19 protein-coding genes are annotated in these 22131 nt (G+C 67.4%); 9 read left to right on the top strand and 10 right to left on the bottom strand.

Annotated elements, in window-relative coordinates; genetic code table 11:
* Positions 1-107: 107 nt before the first annotated feature.
* From VVD47_RS18710 to VVD47_RS18700, 3 genes are all read right to left on the bottom strand, one after another.
* Complete coding sequence (locus tag VVD47_RS18710) at positions 108-488, bottom strand: hypothetical protein (protein ID WP_327605033.1); 381 nt, start codon at positions 486-488, stop codon at positions 108-110.
* Positions 489-566: 78 nt separating this feature from the next.
* Positions 567-1190, bottom strand: coding sequence for a hypothetical protein (locus VVD47_RS18705; RefSeq protein WP_327605032.1), 624 nt, complete (start codon positions 1188-1190; stop codon positions 567-569).
* 10 nt (positions 1191-1200) lie between these two features.
* Positions 1201-2241 (bottom strand): DUF262 domain-containing protein, encoded by a 1041-nt coding sequence (locus VVD47_RS18700; RefSeq protein ID WP_327605031.1) that lies wholly within the window; start codon positions 2239-2241, stop codon positions 1201-1203.
* 278 nt (positions 2242-2519) lie between these two features.
* On the opposite strand from VVD47_RS18700, the gene VVD47_RS18695 reads away from it, so the two are divergent.
* Positions 2520-2645, top strand: coding sequence for a hypothetical protein (locus tag VVD47_RS18695; RefSeq protein ID WP_443080998.1), 126 nt, complete (start codon positions 2520-2522; stop codon positions 2643-2645).
* A gap of 85 nt (positions 2646-2730) precedes the next feature.
* On the opposite strand, the gene arr is transcribed toward VVD47_RS18695, so the two are convergent.
* Both arr and VVD47_RS18685 read right to left on the bottom strand, forming a co-directional pair.
* Positions 2731-3183 (bottom strand): NAD(+)--rifampin ADP-ribosyltransferase, encoded by a 453-nt coding sequence (gene arr / locus VVD47_RS18690; protein ID WP_327605030.1) that lies wholly within the window; start codon positions 3181-3183, stop codon positions 2731-2733.
* On the bottom strand, positions 3152-3397 hold the full coding sequence (locus VVD47_RS18685; protein ID WP_327605029.1) for a hypothetical protein: 246 nt from the start codon (positions 3395-3397) through the stop codon (positions 3152-3154). Before VVD47_RS18685 ends, arr begins: the two co-directional genes overlap by 32 nt.
* Here VVD47_RS18685 and VVD47_RS18680 point away from each other — a divergent pair.
* On the top strand, positions 3396-4283 hold the full coding sequence (locus VVD47_RS18680) for a DUF2272 domain-containing protein (RefSeq protein WP_327605028.1): 888 nt from the start codon (positions 3396-3398) through the stop codon (positions 4281-4283). The two genes, VVD47_RS18685 and VVD47_RS18680, sit on opposite strands and share 2 nt — an antisense overlap.
* Positions 4284-4353: 70 nt before the next feature.
* On the opposite strand, the gene VVD47_RS18675 is transcribed toward VVD47_RS18680, so the two are convergent.
* The 4 genes from VVD47_RS18675 to VVD47_RS18660 form a co-directional block, all read right to left on the bottom strand.
* Positions 4354-4788, bottom strand: coding sequence for a hypothetical protein (locus tag VVD47_RS18675; RefSeq protein ID WP_327605027.1), 435 nt, complete (start codon positions 4786-4788; stop codon positions 4354-4356).
* A gap of 186 nt (positions 4789-4974) precedes the next feature.
* Complete coding sequence (locus VVD47_RS18670; protein WP_327605026.1) at positions 4975-5385, bottom strand: DUF4124 domain-containing protein; 411 nt, start codon at positions 5383-5385, stop codon at positions 4975-4977.
* 400 nt (positions 5386-5785) lie between these two features.
* Positions 5786-6823 (bottom strand): pectate lyase, encoded by a 1038-nt coding sequence (locus VVD47_RS18665; protein WP_327605025.1) that lies wholly within the window; start codon positions 6821-6823, stop codon positions 5786-5788.
* Positions 6824-7144: 321 nt separating this feature from the next.
* Positions 7145-7981 carry a hypothetical protein gene (locus tag VVD47_RS18660; RefSeq protein ID WP_327605024.1) on the bottom strand — a complete coding sequence of 279 codons (837 nt, stop codon included), beginning with the start codon at positions 7979-7981 and terminating at the stop codon, positions 7145-7147.
* 492 nt (positions 7982-8473) lie between these two features.
* Here VVD47_RS18660 and VVD47_RS18655 point away from each other — a divergent pair, with 492 nt between their 5' ends.
* The 6 genes from VVD47_RS18655 (at position 8474) to VVD47_RS18630 (ending at position 17474) form a co-directional block, all read left to right on the top strand.
* Positions 8474-9607 carry a ligase-associated DNA damage response exonuclease gene (locus VVD47_RS18655; RefSeq protein WP_327605023.1) on the top strand — a complete coding sequence of 378 codons (1134 nt, stop codon included), beginning with the start codon at positions 8474-8476 and terminating at the stop codon, positions 9605-9607.
* Positions 9604-11316, top strand: a complete 1713-nt coding sequence (locus tag VVD47_RS18650) for an ATP-dependent DNA ligase (protein WP_327605022.1) — start codon at positions 9604-9606, stop codon at positions 11314-11316. Before VVD47_RS18655 ends, VVD47_RS18650 begins: the two co-directional genes overlap by 4 nt.
* A 5-nt stretch (positions 11317-11321) precedes the next feature.
* Positions 11322-14063, top strand: coding sequence for a ligase-associated DNA damage response DEXH box helicase (locus VVD47_RS18645; protein ID WP_327605021.1), 2742 nt, complete (start codon positions 11322-11324; stop codon positions 14061-14063).
* Positions 14060-14836, top strand: a complete 777-nt coding sequence (gene pdeM, locus VVD47_RS18640; protein WP_327605020.1) for a ligase-associated DNA damage response endonuclease PdeM — start codon at positions 14060-14062, stop codon at positions 14834-14836. The genes VVD47_RS18645 and pdeM overlap by 4 nt, the downstream gene beginning before the upstream one ends.
* 96 nt (positions 14837-14932) lie before the next feature.
* The gene (locus tag VVD47_RS18635; RefSeq protein ID WP_327605019.1) at positions 14933-15652 is read left to right on the top strand and encodes a response regulator transcription factor; all 720 of its coding nucleotides are present in this window, start codon (positions 14933-14935) and stop codon (positions 15650-15652) included.
* A gap of 4 nt (positions 15653-15656) precedes the next feature.
* Complete coding sequence (locus VVD47_RS18630) at positions 15657-17474, top strand: ATP-binding response regulator (RefSeq protein ID WP_327605018.1); 1818 nt, start codon at positions 15657-15659, stop codon at positions 17472-17474.
* Between the two features lie 22 nt (positions 17475-17496).
* Here the strand turns inward: VVD47_RS18630 and VVD47_RS18625 are convergent, their stop codons facing one another.
* Positions 17497-19245 carry an ABC transporter ATP-binding protein gene (locus VVD47_RS18625; protein ID WP_327605017.1) on the bottom strand — a complete coding sequence of 583 codons (1749 nt, stop codon included), beginning with the start codon at positions 19243-19245 and terminating at the stop codon, positions 17497-17499.
* Between the two features lie 338 nt (positions 19246-19583).
* Here VVD47_RS18625 and VVD47_RS18620 point away from each other — a divergent pair, with 338 nt between their 5' ends.
* Positions 19584-22112, top strand: coding sequence for a hypothetical protein (locus VVD47_RS18620; protein WP_327605016.1), 2529 nt, complete (start codon positions 19584-19586; stop codon positions 22110-22112).
* Positions 22113-22131: the final 19 nt, after the last annotated feature.

Below are 22131 nucleotides of genomic sequence, written 5' to 3'. Positions count from 1 at the left end.
GGATCAATCACATCCAGCTGATGCGCAGATGAGGCACGGCCCGCGAGCGGGCTCAACGCCCGGGGCGGTGATGAGTGACGGCCGAGGCAAGGCTGCGGCGCGAAGAGTCAGCCAGCTTGCTCGACGATGACGGGCTCACCGCCACAGTACGCAACGAGGACTTCGTGTGCAGTGATCAGTGCGTAACCTTTACTGCCCTGGAACTGTTCAAGATCCAGTCCCAGTGAGGCCCGCAATGACGGATTGTCGATCTTCCGGAGAAAACCATCGTCCTCCCCCCGGATCCAGTCGGCACAGGAGGCGGGAAACTCCTCCGTCAAGGCATAAGCAATCGGCGCTGGAAAGCTCACGACGTAACGGCGACTTCCCTGACTTACGCGTCCCCCACCATCAACAACCAGTTCAACGACGAGTGCCGTGAGGCTGACACCGTCATACGTCGTACTCACCAGTTCGAGCTCGTGCAGGGAGTCAAGAACGGTATGCATCTTGTTACCGTTTGACGTAAGCGGGCTGGCCGCAGGCCAGTCCCCTTGAAGGGTTAGGCAACCACTCGCACGAGAAGACTACCCTTGGGCGATTAACTGCGCTGTTGTTAGAAGCTTATTGCTGGCCTCTGCAAAGACGGTGTTGCCTGTTGCCGACCTTGGGTCGACACGTGTCAGCACCGTGTACAAGCTGACGCCTGGCTGCGGAGCGCCAAAGATACGCTGCGCAAGTGCTTCTAGTGCGCGTTGAGTTGTGGTGGATATGTGCGCCGAGGCGTTTCGCATTGTTCTCAGATCTGCAAGGTCGGTCGCGATTGCGCTCAGATGAGGTTCGAAGGGGTGTCCGTTCTGAAAGTACAGCCCTGCCATCTTTCGGACGAAGTCGTGATTAGCGAAATCGAAATACCGATTCGTCCCTGTGAGCATCTGCAAAGCGACGTCTTTGCCCGGAGGTGAGGCGTAGCGAACAGGTAGGGCGCCGGACAAGGTTGCTGCTCCTACCATGAGATGGCCAAATGCAGATTCTAGGAAGCTCTCCCATGCAACAAAGAGGTTTAGGAATCCAGCTTCGGTGATCTGTTCGCGATCAATCTGAGGGAAAATAAAAGCGCCAGCAGCATCAAGTCGATGGGCATTGGAAATTAATGCCGCACACTGCGTGCAATTTGCGGTGAGGGTGGCAACCGCCAAGGCAATCGGCACGATGGTGGGCTCACTTCATCAGCGCAAGGAGGAACTCGGTTCTCTGCAGTCGAACCTTTTCGTCGGTTGTTGCTCGCCTAGAGTCTCGTAGGAAGGCGATTTCATTCTTGGAGAGTTCATCTTGATCCGCGGCGGCGAATATCTCGTCGACTCGCTCAAGTGCGTTCCGAGCGACCTCCGGAGCCGAGTAGCCGCCATGTGGCCCAGGTGGCAACCCAAGAAGATTGAACTGGCGGTGTGCTACGGCTGTGAAGAGCGAGTAGTACAGGTGCGGGCGACGAAATTCGGTGTCAGACAAACCTTCGGGATAAATAGCGCCAATTGAAACGACCACCTGATCAAACTTCTGTTCAAGATCATCCGTGTCGTGGTCAAAAGTTGTCTCATATTGATCGTAGAACTTTTTGACTTGCTTCTTCGATTTGATTCCTTCAAGCATCGCGATCAGTAGGTCAGCGACTAGATTTACCTCAAGCATTCGCATGATTTGCTTTGAAGTCAGAATGCCTTGCTTCGTCCAGTAGTCGTAGTACTTGTGGCCGATGCGGTCAGCCAAGACCTTGAATGGACCAAAGTGATCTGCGTTTATTTTTTCCTGTTCATTAAGGACGACAGCATAAGAATTGAGGCGGCTGAAGATGTCAAGAATCTCGGCATCGGGAAGGTTGATCAGCAGGTCAACTGAGACTTCGTATGCGAGGACTTGCGCTTGGACTTCTTCAGGCAGCTGGCTGAACGGAATTCCGCCATAGGTTGAGTTTTGTCGTTTGCTCACGACGAACCCATCCTTGATGTAGGAGAGGATTGTGCGTAAGCGTTGCTGCCCATCGACGACTTCGCGCATCGAAGTCTTGGTCGTGACATTGATCTTCTGGCGGATGAAGACCTTCGGGATAGGCTTGCCGCGAAGAATTGTGTCGATGAGGAAGCTCTTCGCTTTGTCGGTCCAGACTGGCCGGCGCTGGAACTTTGGATTGAGCTCTAGTTGCTTAGCAGCGTCCCACTCGACAAAGTCATTGATGCTGTAGGTTCGTGAGTCGTAGCTCTTCACGTACGTTCTCCAGAGGCATATTGCCTGCGATTGTTTCGATGGCGAGGCGCACCCGTTTTGGTGCCTAACTTGTTTTAGGGAACAGCTTTGCTGCCTAACATCGGCGCGTGCTCCCTAAGATCGCGCCAGCAACCCTCTGCATCCCGCTTGCAGTCTCCATCTTCACGACTATTCCGCATTATTTCTACACAGCACAGTCGTGAAAAAACCTCACTTCACAGAACAGACCTCTGACGGCCGCGCGACTGCTGGACCGCTTGCGCGAACGCATCCGCTACATGCACTACAGCCTGCGCACAGAAGAAGCTTATGTGTACTGGGTGCGAGCCTACATCAGGTTCATCGCCTGCGGCATCCCGGGGAGATGGCGGCGACGGAGGTGGGGCAGTTCCTGGCGTAGCTAGCGAACGAGCGGAAGGTGTCGGCCGCGACGCACAGTCAGGCGGCGTCGGCGCTGCTTTTCCTGCCGGCGCGGACACCCCGCTCAATCTAATCCTCGATTAGGGCAAGGCCCCGGCGCCTCAGCTCGTCCAGCGACTCCAGCATTTTCCGGATCACATCCGGGGGATGCCCTTGCCAGTCTTCGACCGACCCGACAATCCGCAGCGGTTGGTGGGTGCGATAGGACCTGGTCGGATTGCCGGGGAATCTCTTGTTCGTGACGTTCGGATCGTCCTCGAATGGCCCGGTGGGTTCGACGATGTATATGTAGCCACGGCCGTCCAGTCCCGACAAGGACACTGCGAGCTCAGCTCCCCATATGGCGGGCTCCATGAGGGACGAGAAGTAGATGTGCCTGAGCGCACGCCCGTTGTCGAAATGGGACGGATGCCCGATGGTCAGTAGATCGCCGACGGCCAGCCCGGCCTTTGTGCCGTGGTAGAACGGGCCATGCACCTGTGCGCAATTCTCATGAGTGACGGGAATCCAATCGTCCGACATTCGTGGGCTCCTTGAGCTTGTTGAAATCCGGGGTCGCTGTGACCTTACCTGAATTGCCAAGCTGAATTGCCATTCGGACGAGCTGGCTGAACCCTTGCTCGGTGTACGCCGTCAGACCTGTCTCTCCTGCCACTTCCTGATTGCCCTTGGAATCAATCACCCACCGGTCCTTCGCTCCGTTTCGCAATGCTGTGGTCGCCGCCTCTCTGCTCATGCTGGCCGCCTGCAGCACGGTGCCGACCACAGTGCGGCCGCAGGCACGCCCCATTGCCGACGACAGCCTGCCACCGACAATCAAGCCGGAGCTGACACCGCGCGAGCGCATCGTCGACATCGCGCTGCAGGAATGGCTGCGCTGGGGTGGGCAGGTGGTGGATGTGACGCAAGGGCAGGCCTGCGTGACGGAGAGCAACCTGCCCTTGCCGCCCGAGTACATGGCTGCCCGTGCGGCGGCGGATGCGGGGCTGACGACGCAGGTGCCCTGCCTGCGCTACCCGGATGGCAGCGGCATGGAGGCGACGGCTGACGGTTGCGCGCTGGCGGTGCGTTACTGGCATCTGCTGGGGCGCGACCCGGACTGCGTGCAGATCACCGGGGCGCGCTGGGCGTGGTCGGCGGCGTTCATCTCGTGGGTGTTGCGGCAGGCAGGGCTGGGTGAAGACCAGTTCCTGACCGGGCAGGCGCACAGCATGTATGTGGCAGATGCGCGCGACGGCATCCTGCCGGACCCGGCGTATCGCGTGGAGGCGTTTCCGGCGATGCCGGTGGCGGGCGACATGATCTGCAGTGCGCGCGACGCGGCCGTGCCGGTGAGCAACCCGCAGCAGATCCTGTTCGGGCGCACACCCATGCATTGCGACATCGTGATCGCGACCGATGCGGCCAGCCGCACGGTGCGCGCAATCGGCGGCAATGTGCAGCAGGCGGTATCGATGAGTGTCATCAGCTGGACGGATGCGCCACCCACGCCCGCCGCGCCGATACACCTCATCGCGGCTAACCCCGGCGCCACGGACATGGCGGACGCACCACCCGACGAAGCGCCACCGCTCCTGCAGCAGCCCTGGTTGCTGGTGATGCGCTACCAGTTGAAGCAATAGCAGCGGCCGAAGCGGAGTCCCCACCCGGTGCTGCGGCAGGTCCGGGGAGCGGTGGTTCGCGGTCGTGGCGTCAGGCTGCCCACGCAATCGACAGCAACCAGAACACCGCCGTACCCACATGCAAGGACATGGTGGCCCAGGGCACGCCGCGTCGCCGCAATGACGGTCGGTCCGCCAGGTGGGAACGCGGGTTCAGCGCTGTCGCCTTGCGGGCAAAAGCGGAGATGTAACCGTCCAGCGTGAATTCGATCCACCAGAAGGACGCGGTGACGAGCACGCCGAAGAGGCGCAGCGCGATGTCGACCGGGCCGGGCAGCGGCGTGTCACGACCATAGACAGCGGCCAGCAACGCAGCGGTGATGGCCGCGAACACGCTGAAGATGGCGAAGCGCAGGTTGCTGTAGTGGCGCAGGCTGGTCAGCGTTTCGCTGTACTCGGTGGCGGTGTCGACCTCGCCCCCTGGCGACGTATTGGCTGGCGTGCTGGCCGGCGTCTGCATCTGCATGGGCGTTTGTACCGATGTTTGCGCTTGCGCTTCCGCTTTCATCACCGCTCCTCGTCAGCGTTTGCCGTGATGATTGCAGCGGCGCATGACAAAGAAAAGCCCGCCTCAGCGGGCGGGCCTTGCTTGCGCCACGCATGTCGGTGAGTGGCAAGTGCGGGGCGTCTTTCGGGAGACAGCGAAGGCGTCCTACTTGCAGGCGTTCTGCACGTCCCGGTCCAGTCGATTGCGCAGGTCGGCGTCGGCCGCCGCCCCGGCGGCACCGAGCGCCGCAGTGCGCATGGCGCGGGCGCCGTCGCAAGCCGCGTTGGCGTCGTTCGTCCTGTAACGGACCTGCACGCGACGCTCACCGGGGCCGGCAGGCACGACAGTGACGCTTTGCGCGGATCGGCCTTGTGTGGAGCCGGACGGCGACGTGGAGGGCGAGGTGGAGGGCGGCGAAGACGGTGATGCAGCCGGCTTCGCCACGGACGCCGTTTCGCCATCGACGCACGGCGTCGATTGATAGGTGGTTGTGCCCTTGGCGCTCGTGCATTTGTACACCTGGGCGTTGGCGGCAAAAGCGAAAAACGGAAGAAGTAGCAGGCTGGCCTTTTTCACCGGTTGCTCCACAGGACGACAGGGCTCTGACGAAAGCAGGGGACGCTCCCCCACTTCACGGCCCATGGTACGGCTCTACACCATCATTTTGATGTTTTTCCGGGATATTCGCGTTTTTCCGGGCGACCGCTGGCGCGGTGCGCAGGAAAGGACAGCAAGGGCTCGGGCCCCATAAACACATTGCGGCCTTTCACAGGAGACGATTGCTCACTACGAAAAAAGCCCGCCGATGGCGGGCTTCTCTTGCCGGGCCGTACAGGCTCAGAAGTGGTACTCGACCCTGATCATCGTGGTACGGGTCCTGCTGCCGGCCGCACTGCGCCTGCATGGCGCAGTGCGGCTGGAACACTCATGCGAACCGGCGCAAGCGCCAGGATGAACGCTCGCCGGGCGATGAGCGCTATTGCGTCGTCGCCGGCGTCATCTGGCTGGGCGCAATGCGCGTCACGTCAGCCGGCATCACGTCGCAGGACGCGGTGCCGAACTCCACGGCCAGCGCCACCGGCGCACCCTGGCCGCGTTCCACGCCGTTGAACGTGCGACACACCGTCGTTGGCGACCCGGTGGTGTTGCGCAGGGTCAGCCTGCGGATGGTGGCGACATCACCGTAGTTCGCGTTCACGGCAGCAATGGTGCCGACGCCACGCGTGATGACGTCCGTCAGGTTCAGCCTGCGTGGTCCGCCGTTGTCGGTACACGCGCCGCACGACGAGTACAGACGGGTGGCCGGTCCGACGAAGAAGCGGCTGATGTTCACCTGGCTGCGACCGTCATTGCGCACCGCGTTCTCCACGCGTGCCACGGCACCGCAGGACAGGTTGACCACGGTGCCGGCAGCGCCATCCGCGCGCACGGCCCAGGCTGCGTGGTTCTCCCACCAGGTGTGTTCGATGTTGCAGTTGCCCTTGCACACCATGCCCTCGGGCGTTGAAGCGCCGACGATGACGTTCTTCAGCGTTGCGCCGTCTTCCAGCACGAATACGGGTGGCATGGTTTCGCCCTGGCTGCCGTCGCCCAGGTAGGTGTACCGGCGGTTACCGCCGTCGAAGGTCTGCCCGGCGGCAACGATGATGGGCGAAGTCAGGTTCACGTTCGCGGTAGCAACCGGCTTCTCGCAGCCTGGGTAGGCCTCCACTATCGGCACACAGGCGGGCTTGCCGGGCAGGCCGCAGGTGGTGTTCGGCACCGAGCATTCGTTGACGCCACCCGCGACGCGCCCGCCGAAGGTCTGCGCATCGCAGGTGAAGCTGCCGGAAAGCACCTTGTAGTAGTACTGGTCAGCGCGACCAAAGGCCACGTTGGTCGATGGTGGCACCGTGCAGGTCTTGCCCTCGTTGCATATCGTGGTGAAGTTCTTCGGCCGGTTGGCGGCAAAAGCGCTGCTGGTGCCAAGCGCCCCGATGGCAATCGCCATCAGCCAGATGAGTCCCGTCTTCATGTGTCCTGTCTCCTCGTTGTTCTGGTCGGGTGGAGACACGCGGACAACAACCTGTGGATGACGCCGGTGCCCCCGCCCGCATGTTAGGCATGCGGACAGGAATGCGCGCGTAACACCAGGGCGGCAGGCGCATGGACCTGCGCCGGGGGACAAACCGCTGCAGGCAGCGGCAGAAAAGCGGTGGCCGAAAGCAATCCCGGCCATGGCGCGGCGCCTATCTGCAGGCCCGTGCCAGGACAGCCACCCGCACACGGCGGGCCGCTGCCGCGAGGCACGGCCGCCGACGTGGCAGCCAGTGCCTACACCCCTGCTGGCAGACGGTCAGAAATGGTATTCCACCCTGATCATCGCCGTGCTGGTCTTGCTGCCGGGCAGGTCGGGACTGGAACCGAACTTGTTCTTCCAGTACTCGTAGCCGGGGCCGATCAACACCTTTCCGGGCGCGCCGGCATAGGTGCTCACGTCGGTCATCAGGTACATGTTGAGCAGGGTTTCCGTGTGGGTGTCGTTGCCGAAACCGTCCTTGCCCTTTTCACCGGTGACGGCGAAGAAGCCGTTGAAGGACAACGGCACCGGACCGGTGGGCAGCTTGACGCCCCAGGCGCCAGCGACACGCCAAGTCGGGTCGAAGTCCACCGCCACGCCGACGATGCCATTGTGGTTCTTCTCCTTGTAGTACAGCAGGGACAGGTCGGCCCAGCCCCATTCGCCGCCGAACTTGACGGTCGGGCCGATCATGAACTTGCGCACGCGCGGCGCGAAGGCGTCGTTCTTGGCGTTGAAGTCGAAGCCGGCGGACAGCGCGTAGTCGGCAATCGGGCCCATCGCGGGTTTCACGCTGCTGATCTTCGAGAGATGCAGCTGGGTCTGGTAGACCAGATAGATTTCCTGCGCGCCGTTGGTGGAGTTGTTGGCCGGGTCCTTCTTGTCGGAGGTCAGCACGTCCACGTTGAAGAAGTTGCTGCCGTACTTGTAGCCGCTCACATGCGTCAGGGCGACGATGTTCTTGCGGATGTCGCTGGGGTTGCCCGGCTCGGTGAAGTCGGGGCCGTAGCGCCAGCTCAGCGAGGTGTCGCTCCAGTCGGCCGCGTGCGCGGCGTTGCTCATCACGGCACCACACGCCAGCGTCGCTGCGGTGGCCAACAGGCTTTTCTTCATTGCTTTCTCCCTGGATGCTCGACCCGCTGCGCGGGCCACAGTCATGGGGCCGCAAGTGCAACGGACGCTCTTGCACGGCCAGACGCGACCGATGCTGCGTGGGAAATCCGGGGCCGGACATGCCGGCGCGCGTATGCCGGCAATACGGCTTTGGTAATGCCCTGCGAGCAGGCGTGCGCGTCGCGCCCCGCACCAAAGCGGACGTCCCGGCATCCGGCTGCAAGCCTTGCGGCGACGGCGTTCCGGCGCTCATGCATCGGCGTCGCCCGCCTGCTTGCCCACAAGGGGGCAAGCGCACCCACTCCTTATGGATGACCCGTATACGTTCTTGCATACAAGAGTGTTGCGCAGCTGCCACAGGCCTTCTTGTCAGGAGGCTTTTCCGTACGACGGAACGAAACGCCCAGGGGCCGATCCATTTTTCATCGCCACCGTGGAGGGCCACCCTGGTCGCTACCTTGGTCTGCGTCCGTCCACCAACCACTTGCAGCCATGCCCACTGCCCACTGCGACACGCTGATCGAGCTGCGCCCCGCTGGCCTGTACTGCGCGGCCGGCGACTTCTACATCGACCCCTGGCGGCCGGTGGACCGCGCGGTCATCACCCACGCCCACAGCGATCACGCCCGCTGGGGCCATGCGCATTACCTCGCCAGTCGCGAGTCGGAGACGGTGCTGCGCGCACGCCTCGGCGACATCGCGTTGCAGACCCTGGGCTATGGCGAACCCCTGCGGATCGGCGACGCCACGGTGTCGCTGCACCCGGCGGGCCATGTGCTGGGCTCCGCCCAGGTACGCGTCGAGGTGGGCGGCTGCGTGTGGGTGCTGTCCGGCGACTACAAGACCCAGGCCGACCCCACCTGCGCGCCCTTCGAACCGGTGCGCTGCCACAGCTTCGTCACCGAATCCACCTTCGGCCTGCCGATCTATCGCTGGCGCGACGAAGCGGTGGCGATGGCGGAAATCAACGACTGGTGGCGCGCCAACGCCGCGCAGGGCCGCGCCTCGGTGCTGCATGCCTACGCCTTCGGCAAGTCACAGCGCATCCTGGCCGGCATCGACCCGGGTATCGGTCCCATCGTGTGTCACGGCGCGGTGGAGGTACTCAACCGCGCCTATCGCGACAGCGGCGTGCCACTGCCGGACACGCATGCGGTGACCGATCTGCCGGCCGGCGAGCTGTCACGCGCCCTCGTGCTGGCGCCCCCATCGGCGCAAGGTTCGCCGTGGATGAAGCGCTTCGGCGACTACTCCGACGCCTTCGCTTCCGGCTGGATGCAGATCCGCGGCACGCGACGGCGGCGTGCGCTGGACCGCGGCTTCGTGCTGTCCGACCACGCCGACTGGCCCGGGCTGCACGAAGCGATACGCGGCACCGGTGCCGGGCAGGTCTACGTCACCCACGGTTATGTCGAGCCGCTGGTGCGCTGGCTGCGCGAAAACGGCCTGGACGCGCGCAGCTTCGAGACGCGCTTCGGCGAGGAAGATGACGAGGCGAGCGGCAAGGACACCGCCGCCGTGACGACGACCGATGCGGGCACGGGCGCTTCGGCGGATGCGGATGCGGATGCGGATGCGGATGCGGATGCGCCAAGAGATACGACCAGGGGCACGGACGCGCCATGAAGTCCTTCGTAGCCCTCTACCTCGAACTGGACAGCGCGACCTCCACCGCCCGCAAGCTGGCGGCCTTGGTCCGCTATTTCTCGGCCGCGCCGGCCGAGGACGCCGCCTGGGCCGCGTACTTTCTCGCGGGCGGCAAGCCGCGCCAGGCGGTCAACACGCGGGTGTTGCGCATGGCGGCTGCGCAGGCCGCGGCCATCCCGGACTGGCTGTTCGAAGAGTGCTACGACGCGGTCGGCGACCTGGCGGAAACCATCGCGCTGGTGCTCCCGCCACCGGCACAGGATGTGAGCCTGAGCCTGGACCGCACGCTGCGCGAGCGCATCCTGCCGCTGCGCGGCCAGCCGCCCGAGGCACAGGCCGCAGGGCTGCACGCGGCCTGGCAGGAGATGGACGCCGACAGCCGCTTCGTCTTCAACAAGCTGATCACCGGTGCATTCCGCGTCGGCGTGTCGCGCCTGATGGTGACGCAGGCGCTGTCGCGGGTCAGCGGCGTGCCGAAGGAGCGCATCGCCCAGCGCATGATCGCCTACCTCGCCAGCCACGCGCAGCCCGACGCCAACGCCTGGCGCGCACTGGTCGACCCGCAGGAGGACATCGCCAGCGGTGCACAGCCCTACCCCTTCTTCCTCGCGCAATCGCTGCAGGTGGCGCCGGCGACGCAACTGGGAGAGGCGCGCGACTGGCAGGCGGAATGGAAGTGGGACGGCATGCGCGGCCAGCTGGTGCGGCGCGGTGGCGCAGCGCAACTGTGGTCGCGTGGCGACGAGCTGATCACTGAACGCTTTCCCGAGTTGATGGAGATGGCGCAGGCCCTGCCGGACGGTTGCGTGCTGGATGGCGAAGTCATCGGCTGGGAGGGCACGCCGGCAGGCGAAGGCGCCCCCCTGCCCTTCGCGCGCCTGCAGACGCGCATGAGCCGCAAGCGGCTGAGCGCCAAGTTCCTCGCCGAAACGCCCATCGTCTTCATCGCCTACGACCTGCTGGAAGTCGATGGCCGTGATATCCGCGCGACACCGCTGCGCGAGCGGCGTGCACGGCTTGCGGAGCTGGTCACGCGCATCGACGAGCCGCGGCTGCGCCTGTCGCCGGTCATCGATGCAGACGATTGGGAGGCACTGGCCGCAGCGCGCGCGGAGGCTCGCGCACGCGGCGCGGAAGGGCTGATGCTGAAGCGCCACGACAGCGCCTACAGCGTCGGCCGCAGCAAGCGCGAGACCCGTGGCGAATGGTGGAAGTGGAAGCTCGACCCGATGAGCGTGGACGCCGTGCTGGTGTACGCGCAGAGCGGCCACGGCCGCCGCGCCAGCCTGTACACGGACTACAGCTTCGCCGTGTGGGACGCGCCCGCCGGCACCGCGGGACGCCAGCTCACGCCTTTCGCCAAGGCTTACTCCGGCCTCAGCGACGCGGAGATCCGCGAGGTGGACGCCTTCATCCGCGCCAACACGCTGGAGAAGTTCGGCCCCGTGCGCACGGTGCGGCCGGCGCTGGTCATGGAGATCGGCTTCGAGGGCATCGCGGCCAGCAAGCGGCACAAGAGCGGGGTTGCCGTGCGCTTCCCGCGCATCCTGCGCATCCGGCACGACAAGACCATCGAGCAAGCCGACTCGCTGGCCGAGCTGGCGGCATTGATGACCCTGACCGAACCCGGCGCCGACATCGCCTGCGATGAAGCCGAGCCACCCGCCGTGGCGGTGACCCAGGACTGACGCCGATGCGCACCGCCGACAGAGACAGGCAGGCCAACTCGCCCCCGGCATCCACAGGGGATGACGAGCGCTCGCAGCCCGATCGCGCGGAGACATCCAATGATGTGGAGGGCCGCGAAGGCTGGCTGGGTCCGGTACGCGCCAGCAGCCTCACGAAACAGATCCGCCGCGCCCGCGCACGCATGCGCAAGGCGGAGACCGGGGCCGACACTGGCGAAGAGAAAGCGCCCCGCCCGCGGCGCAAGCGCGCATCGGGCCGCCTGCCGGACGCGGCTGCGCTGCGCGCCGGGTTCGACGCCTGGTTCGACGCGCGCGGCTGGCGGGTCTTCGATTTCCAGCGCGACGTCTGGGCGCATGCCGAGGCCGGGCGCAGCGGACTTCTGCACGCCACCACCGGTGCCGGCAAGACCTGGGCCGCGTGGGGCGCCGCCCTGCTGCGCGCCAGCCTGCACGCGCGCGACACTGACACTGCATCGCTGCGCGTGCTGTGGATCACCCCAATGCGCGCGCTGGCGCAGGACACGGCGCGCGCACTCACCGAGCCACTCGCCGCGCTGGGCATCGACTGGGAAGTCGGCATCCGCACCGGCGACACCTCGTCGGCCGACCGCGCACGACAGCGCACCCGCCTGCCGGACGCGCTGGTCACCACGCCGGAGAGTCTGTCGCTGTTGCTGAGCTACCCGGACGCGCGCGAACGCCTGTCTGGCGTCGCCGCCATCGTCGTCGACGAATGGCACGAGTTGCTGGGCAACAAGCGTGGCGTGCAGGCACAGCTCGCGCTCGCACGGCTGCGTCGCTGGAACCCCGGCCTCGTGGTGTGGGGACTGTCCGCCACGCTCGGCGACCTGCCGCATGCGCTGGACGTGCTGGTGCCGACGCACGCAACGCCTGCCTCGGGCCCGTCACCCGTCATCGTGCGGGGCGAGATCGCCAAGCCTGTCGTCATCGATTCGCTGCTGCCCGCTTCCGCCGAACGCTTCCCGTGGGCCGGCCACCTCGGTCTCAACATGCTGGGGCCGGTCATCGCGGAACTGGAACAGAGCCGCAGCACGCTGGTGTTCACCAACACCCGCGCGCAATCCGAGCAGTGGTACCAGGCCCTGCTCGCGGCGCGGCCGGACTGGGCGGGGCTGATCGCGCTGCATCACGGCTCGCTGGACGGCGAACTGCGCGAATGGGTGGAGCGCGGCCTCAAGGAGGGCTCGCTGCTGGCGGTGGTGTGCACCTCCAGCCTGGACCTCGGCGTGGACTTCCTGCCCGTCGAGCGTGTGCTGCAGATCGGCAGCCCCAAGGGCGTCGCGCGCCTGCTGCAGCGTGCCGGCCGCAGCGGCCATGCGCCGGGCCGCGTGTCGCGTGTCACCTGCGTGCCGGCGCAAGGGCTGGAACTGCTGGAAGCCGCGGCCGCGCGCCGTGCGGCACTGGCGGGGCACATCGAGGCACGCCACAGCCCGCGTGCGCCGCTGGACGTGCTGGTGCAGCACCTGGTCACCATCGCGCTGGGTGGTGGCTTCCGCGACCAGGACCTGCTGGCGGAGGTGCGCAGCAGCCACGCCTATCGCGAGCTGGGCGACGAGGACTGGCAATGGGCGCTGAGCTTCGTCGTGTACGGCGGCGCGGCGCTGGGCGCCTACCCGGAGTATCACCGCGTGGTGGTGGACGCCGATGGCGAACACGCGGGCATCCATCGCGTCGCCGACGACGGCATCGCGCGACGCCATCGCCTCTCCATCGGCACCATCACCGCGGATTCCGCGATGACCGTTTCCTTCCTCGGCGGCAGCCGCCTCGGCACGGTGGAGGAATCCTTCATCGCACGCCTGAAGCCGGGCGACTTCTTCCTCTTCGGCGGGCGCCTGCTGGAGCTGGTGCGCGTGCGCGACATGACGGCCTACGTGCGCGCCGCCCGCGCCAACCGCCCTGCGGTGCCCCGCTGGCAGGGCGGGCGCATGCCGCTGTCGTCGGAGCTGGCGCAGTCCGTCCTCGACCTGCTGGACGAAGTGGCGGACGGCCGCGACGCGGAACCAGAAACGCGCCTGCTGCGCCCCCTGCTCGACCTGCAGGCGCGCTGGTCGGCCCTGCCCGGCAGCGACCGCTTCCTGGTGGAGACGCTGCAAAGCCGCGAGGGCCACCACGCCTTCTTCTTCGCGTTCGCCGGGCGGCAGGCCCATACCGGCATGGCGGCGCTGTTCGCTTGGCGCATCGCGCGCCAGACGCCGCGCACCTTCTCGATGAGCTTCAACGACTACGGCTTCGAGCTGCTCAGCGATGCGCCGGTGGACTGGCACGCGGCCTTCGCCGCTGGCCTGCTGGACACCGACGCGCTGGAAGCCGACATCCTCGCCAGCCTCAACGCCGGCGAGCTGGCGCGCCGCAAGTTCCGCGAGATCGCACGCGTCGCCGGGCTGGTATTCCAGGGCTTTCCCGGGGCGATGAAGGTCGCGCGCCAGTTGCAGGCCAGCAGCGGCCTGCTGTTCGACGTGTTCACCCGCTACGACCCCGACAACCGCCTGCTGCGACAGGCGCAGGAGGAAGCCCTCGCCCAGGAGCTGGACATGGACCGGCTGCGCCACGCCATGCAGGCCCTGCAGCAGCGCCGCCTGGACATCCGCGCCACGCATCACGCGACGCCCTTCGCCTTTCCGCTGATGATCGAGCGGCTACGCGAGCGGCTCAGCACCGAGAAGCTGGCCGACCGCGTGGCACGCATGGTGACGGCGCTGGAGAAAGCGGCGGACAGGCGATGAACGACGCCCAAGCCGGCTCGCCTTCCGTTGCGGGGTTCGCCATGGGTTCCGCCACCGATACCGCCATCACCGTGGCCGGCGAAACGCTGGTACTGCTGCCCGAGCGCGCCGCATGGTGGCCGCGCGCGCGCACGCTACTGGTAGCCGACGTGCATCTCGGCAAGTCCGCCACCTTCCGCCGTCACGGCCTGCCGGTGCCCGCCGGCAGCACCGACGAGAACCTCGGCCGCCTGGACGCCTGCCTGCAGCGCTACCCGGCGCGCCGCCTGCTGTGCCTGGGCGACCTGACGCATGCCGCCGCGGGACACACCGACCGCCTGCTCGCCCGCCTGGCGGCGTGGCGCGGGCAGCACCCCGGCCTCGCCATCGAACTGGTGCGCGGCAACCACGACCGCCACGCCGGCGTCCCTGCGACGCTGCAGTTGCAGGTCCATGACGACGTGCTGGCCGAGCCACCCTTCCTGTTCTGCCACGATCTGCACGAGCCTCAGCTGCGTGCCCCTCAGCTGCATGCCCCTCTCCTGCGCGACCCGGCGCCGACCCGGGACGGCTACCGCCTGGCGGGCCACGTGCATCCCGGCGTCCTGCTGGAGGCGCACGGCGACAAACTGCGCCTGCCCTGCTTCCTGTTCGGCGAGCGGGAGGGCCTGCTGCCGGCCTTCGGCGCCTTCACCGGCCTGCACGTCGTTTCGCCCGGAAACGGGGATGCCTGCTACCCGGTGACGCCGGAGCGGGTGTTCGGGCCGCTACCGGTGCAGGGCGTCCGCCCGTGAGCGGTGACCAACGCGTGGCAAACGAATGAGGCAATGATCGCGGCAGGATGACTTTGGTCACTTCCCCGCCCAGCGCCCCACGCCTAACATCCGGCCATGCATGCGCCGATCCATCGCGACACGCCGGCCCCGCGGGGCATCCTCGTCGTCGACGACCATGACCTGGTCCGTCTGGGCCTGCGCACGCTGATACAGGCCCACGTCGCGCACAGTCCCCACAGTCCCAACGGTCCGGGCTCCGCCACGGTGTGGGAGGCCCGAACCCTGGCCGACGCGCTGGACTGCTACCGGGAACGCGGCAGCGACATCGGGCTGGTGCTGCTGGACCTGCACCTGCCGGACGCCGAAGGGCTGGGCGGGCTGCAGCGCTTCCTGCAGGCCTTCCCCGCTGCCCGCGTGGTCGTGCTGTCTGGCAACAGTGACCCGGCACTGATGCGCCAGGCGCTGGCCGACGGCGCTTCCGCCTTCCTCGCGAAGTCCGCCGACCTCGACGCGGTGATCCACTACATCGCCTCGCTCGGCCTGCTGGGCGCCACCGGCGTGGACATGCCCCAGGCAGCCGCATCGCCCACCGCACCACTGCCAGCCGTTGCGCCCCTCGGCGCACGCCCGGACCTGCGGGTGGATGCCCGCATCATGGCCCAGCTCACGCCGCGCCAGGCGCAGGTGCTGGACTGGATCCTGTCCGGCCTGTCCAACCGCGAGATCGCGCTGCGCGCCCACCTCACCGAAGGCACCGTGAAGAACCATGTGTCGGCACTGCTGCTGCAGTTCGGCGTGCGCTCGCGTGCGCAACTGATCAGCCTGCTACGCTGAACGGATGTTCGCCCCGCCTGCCCCGTCACCTGCCGATCCGCCCGAGCCGACCGACCCGACGCAACGCCGCATCCTGCGCGAGCAGGTGGGCGCACTGTTCAGCACCTCGCTCAGTTCCACCATCGCCGACACCTGCATCGCCTGGGGCCTGTGCGGCGTGCTGTACTGGGTGCTGCGCGATCCGCTGATCCTCGTTTGGCTGGCGCTGCACGCCTTCCAGGTGCTGCGCTTCCCCATCCTGTACGCCTACTTCCGCGATCCGCTGGCGGCGGAGCGCAGCGCCTTCTGGGCGCGTCGCCAGTGGCGCGAGCTGCTGTACTACAGCGCCACCTGGGGCCTCGCGCCGTGGCTGTGCCTGCCGCGCGACGACATGCCGCTGACCGCCGTCATCGTGCTGGTGATGCTGGGGCTGTCCAGCGGCGGCGTGCCCTCGGTGGCGCCGCGCTGGGCCTCGGTGCTGGCCTTCGTGCTGCCGATGAACATCGGGCTCATCACCGCGCTGCTGTGGCACGGCGGCACCACCCACCTCTACCTGGCCGGCTGCTGCACCATCTACCTCGCCGTCACGCTGCACTTCGCACGCAGCCAGCACCGGCTGCTCACCGCTGCCCTGCACATGCGTTTCGAGAAGGAAGCGCTGGCCGACGACCTCGCCCAGCAGGTCGTCGCCACCCGGCGCGCCAGCGAGGAGAAGACGCGCTTCTTCGCCTCCGCCAGCCACGACCTGCGCCAGCCGCTGCATGCCATCGCGCTGTTCGGCGCGGTGCTGGACAAGGCGCTGCGCGACCAGCCCGCCCATGTACATGCCCAGCGCCTGATGGATGCCGTGCATTCCCTGGGCAGCTCGCTGGACACCATGCTGGACGTGTCGCGGCTGGACGCCGGCGTCATCGACGCCCGGCCCGACGACGTGCCGCTCAACGCAGTGATGCAATCGCTGCAGCCGCTGTTCGCCTCGCGGGCGGAGGAGCGCAACCTGCAGTTCCGCCTGCGTGCCACGCCGCTGTGGGTGCGTACCGACCCGCACCTGCTGCATCGCATGCTGGCCAACCTCATCGAGAACGCCATCAAGTACACGCCGCACGGCGGCGTGGTGGTGGTGGCGCGTGCGCGCGGCGCGCAGGTGTGGATCGACGTCATCGACACCGGCGTGGGTATCGCGCCGGAACACCTGGAACGCGTCTTCGACGAGTTCTACCAGGTCGGCAACGCCGGGCGCGACCGCACCCGCGGCCTGGGCATCGGCCTGTCCATCGTGCGCCGGCTGTCGCTGCTGCTGGACCATCCGGTGCACGTCCGCTCGCACCCCGACAAGGGCAGCCGCTTCCGCGTGGTGGTGCCGGCCGCCGCGCCCGCCGCCCTGCCCGCGCCCCTGCCGGAAGCGCCGGCGCCGCTGCAGTTGCCACGCCGCGTGCTGGTGGTGGACGACGAGTCGGACATCGCGGACGCGCTGTCGGCCTTCCTCGGCGCCTGGGGCATCGCCTCCGCCTCGGCGCGCGACGAAGCCGGCGCCATCCGCCTGCTCGACGAGGCGCGCGCCCGCGGCGAGCGCTTCGACCTGCTGATCTGCGACTTCCGCCTGGCCGAAGGCGCCGACGGCCTGGCCGCTGCGCAACGCCTGCGCGCACGCGCCACCCCCAGCCTGCCGTTGCTGCTGGTCACCGGCGAGACCTCGCCGGAGCGTCTGCAACGGGTGCGCGACTCCGGCGTGCCGGTGCTGTTCAAGCCGGTGCAGGCCGAGCGCCTGCTGCAGATGCTCGGCGAACTTCGCGTGCCGGAGGCCACAGCGGAAACAACTGCCGCGACAGCGACGGCGGACTGAGCGTCGCACTGCCGCCGCCGGCTCAAGCGCGCAAGGAGTCGTCCTGTTGCGTGGCAGTCGCGCCGAGGTCCAGCACGTGGTCCTGGGGCTCGATCACACCCACCCGGTGGGTCACCGCGATGACCGTCGTCCTGCCTGCGATCATGCGGATGGCCTTGAAGATGCTGCGCTCGGTCGCCTCATCCAGCGCGGAACTGGCTTCGTCGAGGATGAGTATCTTCGGCCGCGCCACCAGCGCACGGGCGATGGCCAGCCGCTGGCGCTCGCCCCCGCTGAGCAGCTGGCCACGCTCGCCGATGACGAAGTCCATGCCCTCCGCGAGCTGTTGCAGCTTCTCGTCCAGGCGCACGAGCGACAGGGATTCCAGGATCTCCGCATCGCTGCAGTCGCGACCGAAGCTGACGTTGTCGCGGATGCTCATGTTCATCAGCAGCGAGTCCTGCGGCACGTAACCCACCGCCGACAGGTAGGCATGCTCGTCGATGGCGCGTAGCTCGGTGCCGTCCACACGCACCTCGCCCTCGTACGACTCGTTCAGCCGCAGCAGGATCTGCAACAGGGTGGACTTGCCGGCACCGGACGGCCCGACGATGAAGTTCAGGTTGCGCGGGCGGAAACGGGCCGACAGGCCGTCCAGCACCTTGCGCCCGGCGTCGTAGCCGAATGCCAGCGACGACAGCTCGAAGTCGGGTGGACCTTCGCCGGGCAGCGGCAGGGTGGCGGTGACGGCGTCTGCCCGCCGGTACTTGTCGAGCTGGTCCTGCAGCGGCCGCACCAGTCCCCGTGCCACCACGCACTCCCGCAGGGAATAGGCGATGAGCTCGAACGGCTGGTTCAGCAGCAATAGCACCATGCTCACCATCACGAGCTGGCTCACGAGATCGGGGCCGTTCAATGTCAGGACGAGGATGGCCAGGATGCTGGCGTACTGCACGCCCAGCAGGAGCGCCTGCAGGCTGGTGTAGCGGATCTGCACGCCGTAGAAGCGGTTCCACTGGTGCTGCACGTCGTCGCAGCAGCGGTCATACAGGCCGGAGATCCAGCGCCGGCCGCGGAACGCGCGGATGGTCACGATGTTGCCGAGGACGTTGCCGAACAGGTTGGCGCCTTCCACCGAGCGGTCCTGCGCAGCCTGCAGCGACTGCCGCGTCGCGGCGTTGCCACGGAAGGTCAGCCACACCTCGATGACCCCGTAGGCGAGCACGAACATGGCCACCGTGCCGCTCACGTAGCCGGTGATGGCCAGGAAGGCGACGAGGATGTCCGCGGCACCGGCCAGCACCATCATCAGCAGGACCTGCACGTAGATGGAGTTGGAGCGCAGCAGGTTGTGGACCAGGGTCGTGATCGCGGCCGGGTTGTTGACGATGAAGATCGCGCTGCGGGCATCGAGCAAGGCAGACAGGGCGACCTTGTTGCTCTCGTTGCGCACCGCCTGGTCCAGCCGGTTGCACAGCAGGCCCTTCAGGTTCTGCAACACGCGGGTGCCTGCCACCGTCGATGCGAACAGCACGAAGGTCCCTAGCAGCCCCGGCGTGGTGGCCGTGCCGGCGGTGACCTGCGAGATGGCGTGTGCGAAGAGCAGCGGGCCGGCGATCGTGCACAGCGAGGAGAGTACGGTCGCCAGCAGGAAGGCGACGAGGAGCAGCCTTGACCGCCTGATGCAGTCGGCGAGGATGCTGGCCTGGATGGGCGGGAAGAGGGTGGACAGGGAGCGTCCGGCGATTCCACCGGACGCGGAGGTCCGGAATGCACGAAGGGATCTGAGCATTGATTTGACCATTGGCATCCGTCGTGGAGCGACCCTGCAGGCCGGGCCGTGGGCGCAGGGCGTCCGGTTGGAGGTACCGCCGGGCAGCGCCGGCGGGGGCGGGATGCTAGATGACAGGCGACTGGAAAGCGCGTTCGTGACCTTACGGGCAGGTGCCCGGCAAGCGCGCTCCAATGGCGTGATGCCGCGGCTTTCACGCCCCGCCGGCTTCCCCGCTTCCGGCACGCGGCAGTGACAGGTGCCCGCACAGACAGCCGCGACCATGACTTTCGGCACTGTTGCAGAGTGTGTCGCGCTCCTAGTCTGATGCGCACAGCCTTTCGCCCTGGTGACATGCCATGCACTGCCGTCGCGCCCCCCAGCAGGACCTTCCCGCCACCCCGGCCAGCGCCAGCGCGCGCTGGCGCCACCTCCGCACGACGCTGTGCGTCGCGGCAGTCACCGTCCTGCTGGCGGCCTGCGGCGGCAGCGACGATCCGGCTCCGTCGTCCCCGGCGCAACCCTCCACGCCCCCCGCCGCAACGCCCACCGCCAGCGCGGTGATCGGCCCCGCGGGCGGCACGCTGAACGGTCCCGGTGGCGTGCAGGTGGAGATTCCGCCGGGCGCGCTCAGTGCCGACACCACCATCGCCATCACCCAGAGCAGCGCCGGCGCACCGCCGCTGGACAGCGACCTGCGCGCCGGCGGACAGGTCTATGCCTTCACCCCGCACGGCATCAGCTTCGCCGTGCCGGTGGCGATCCACCTGCCGGTGGCCGCTGCACCCGCGGGCACCACCGAGCTCGGCCAGGTGGCGTTCGCCAGCGAGGACGGCAGCTGGCAGCTCGTCGATGCGACGGTGGCCGGCGGCGTGGCCACGGTGTGGCGCAGTACTTTCTCCTGGGGCCTCACCGGGCTGGGCTGCGCGGTGCCCAACCCGCCGCCGGTAGGCGCCTGCGCGATCAACCGCGGCGCCACTGGTGTGGTCGCCACGCCGGCCAATGCGATGCAGACGGTGCAGTACGCGCGCAGCGACAGCAGCTCGGCCGGCATCCGGCGGCTGGTGGCGCCTGCCACGCTGGCCTTCGCCACCCAGTACCAGTTCCGCATCGATTGCGCGGTGGGCCCGGTGCGCTTCTTCCGCCGCCGCATCGACACCACGCCGATGGGGCCGCTGCAGACGATCCACGAGACTTCGGCCAGCCTGACTCCCAACGGCATCGGGCCGCTAGGCGCGGCCTACGTGGGCAGCACCAGCTTCGCGCCGCTGGCCTTCACCCACGCGGACAACGGCGTGTATGCCATCGGCGTGCGCATCACCTGCACGCGCGGTGGCCACACCTACGAGGTGGGCGACACGCTGACCCTGAGGGTGGAGATTCCGGCGCCCTCGGTGACCCATAGCCTCGGTGGCACGGTCACCGGGCTCACCGGCACGGGGCTGATGCTGCAGAACAACGGCGGCGACAACCTGGGTGTAGCCGCCAACGGTGCATTCACCTTCGCGACCCGGCCGGGCGCCGGTTCGCCGTACAACGTCACCGTGCTGACCCACCCCACCGGCCAGGCCTGCTCGGTGACGAACGGCAGCGGCACGCTGAACGCGGACGTCAGCAACGTGGCGGTGGATTGCGTGGCCGGCTCGCCCGCCAGAGCCTGGCAGCCGGGCACCCTGGTCGACAACCTGGCCAGCTCGGTGGACGCGATGGATGTCGCCTTCGACGGCCAGGGCAATGCGGTGGCGGTATGGACGCAGATTTCCAGCGGATCGCAATGGAGCGTGTTCGCCAGCCGCTACGTGCCGGCGTCCGGCTGGAGCACGCCGCAACGCATCGACAGCGCCGCGACCAGCGCCCAGCGCCCGCGCGTGGCCGCCGACGGCAGCGGCAACGCGCTGGTGGTCTGGCATCAGTCCAATGGCACGCACATGGCGGTGTGGAGCAACCGCTTCAGCAGCGGCACCTGGGGCAGCGCGCAGCAGATCGGCGTGACGGCGGAGGACGCCAACGAGGCACGCCTGTCCATGAACGCCAGCGGCACCGCGATGGCGGCCTGGATCGAGCGCCAGGGCGGCGGTGGCTTCCAGGTGCGCGTACGACAGTTCAGTGCGGGCAGCTGGGGCCAGGACTGGCTGGTCAGCAGCGGCGGCAGCACGGCCTCGGACGTGCAGGTCAAGGTGTTCGCCAGCGGCACGGCGCTGGCCACCTGGCTGGGCATCCCCAATGCCGGCGCGCCGGAGATCCAGTACAACAGCTTCAACGGCACCGGCTGGTCGAGTGCCAATACGCTGAGCGCCTACAGCGGCTGGAGCATCTCCTCGCCCAGCCTGGCCGGCAACGACAGCGGCTCTGCCGTGGTCGCCTGGTCTCAGCCGGTGTCCGTCAGCCAGAGCGGGCTGATTGCACGGCGCTACGTGTCGGGCAGCTTCCAGGCGGAAGAAACCCTGTCCTCCGGCACGCATGACTACGTGGGCCGCCACGACCTCGCCATGAATGCCGGCGGCCAGATCACCGCGGCCTGGCTGGACATCCAGGCCGACTCCGACTTCCCGTGGGTGCGTCGCTACACGCCGGGCAGCGGCTGGGAGGCCGGCCAGCAGTTGCAGGGGCCGAACTATGCGGGCGGCCTGGGCATCTCCGCCGCCCTGTCGCCACTCGGGCAAAGCCTCGTGGTGTGGCCTTCGGCCCCCGATTCGACGCGCGCCGACCTGTACGCCAGCGACCGCGCAAGCGGCGGATGGCGCACGCCGGCCCTGCTGGAGACCAACGACGACAGCCACGGAGTCAGCGCGGCCAAGGTCGTGGTGGATGCCAATGGCAACGGCATTGCCGTATGGGTGCAGACGGAGGGCGCGGACACCAACCTGCGCGCGGCGGTGTTCCGGTAGGGGCGCGCCGCCGGCACAG

The organism is Uliginosibacterium sp. H1, from assembly GCF_036017065.1.
Classification (GTDB): domain Bacteria; phylum Pseudomonadota; class Gammaproteobacteria; order Burkholderiales; family Rhodocyclaceae; genus Uliginosibacterium.
This window is presented reverse-complemented; position numbering and strand designations above follow the sequence as displayed.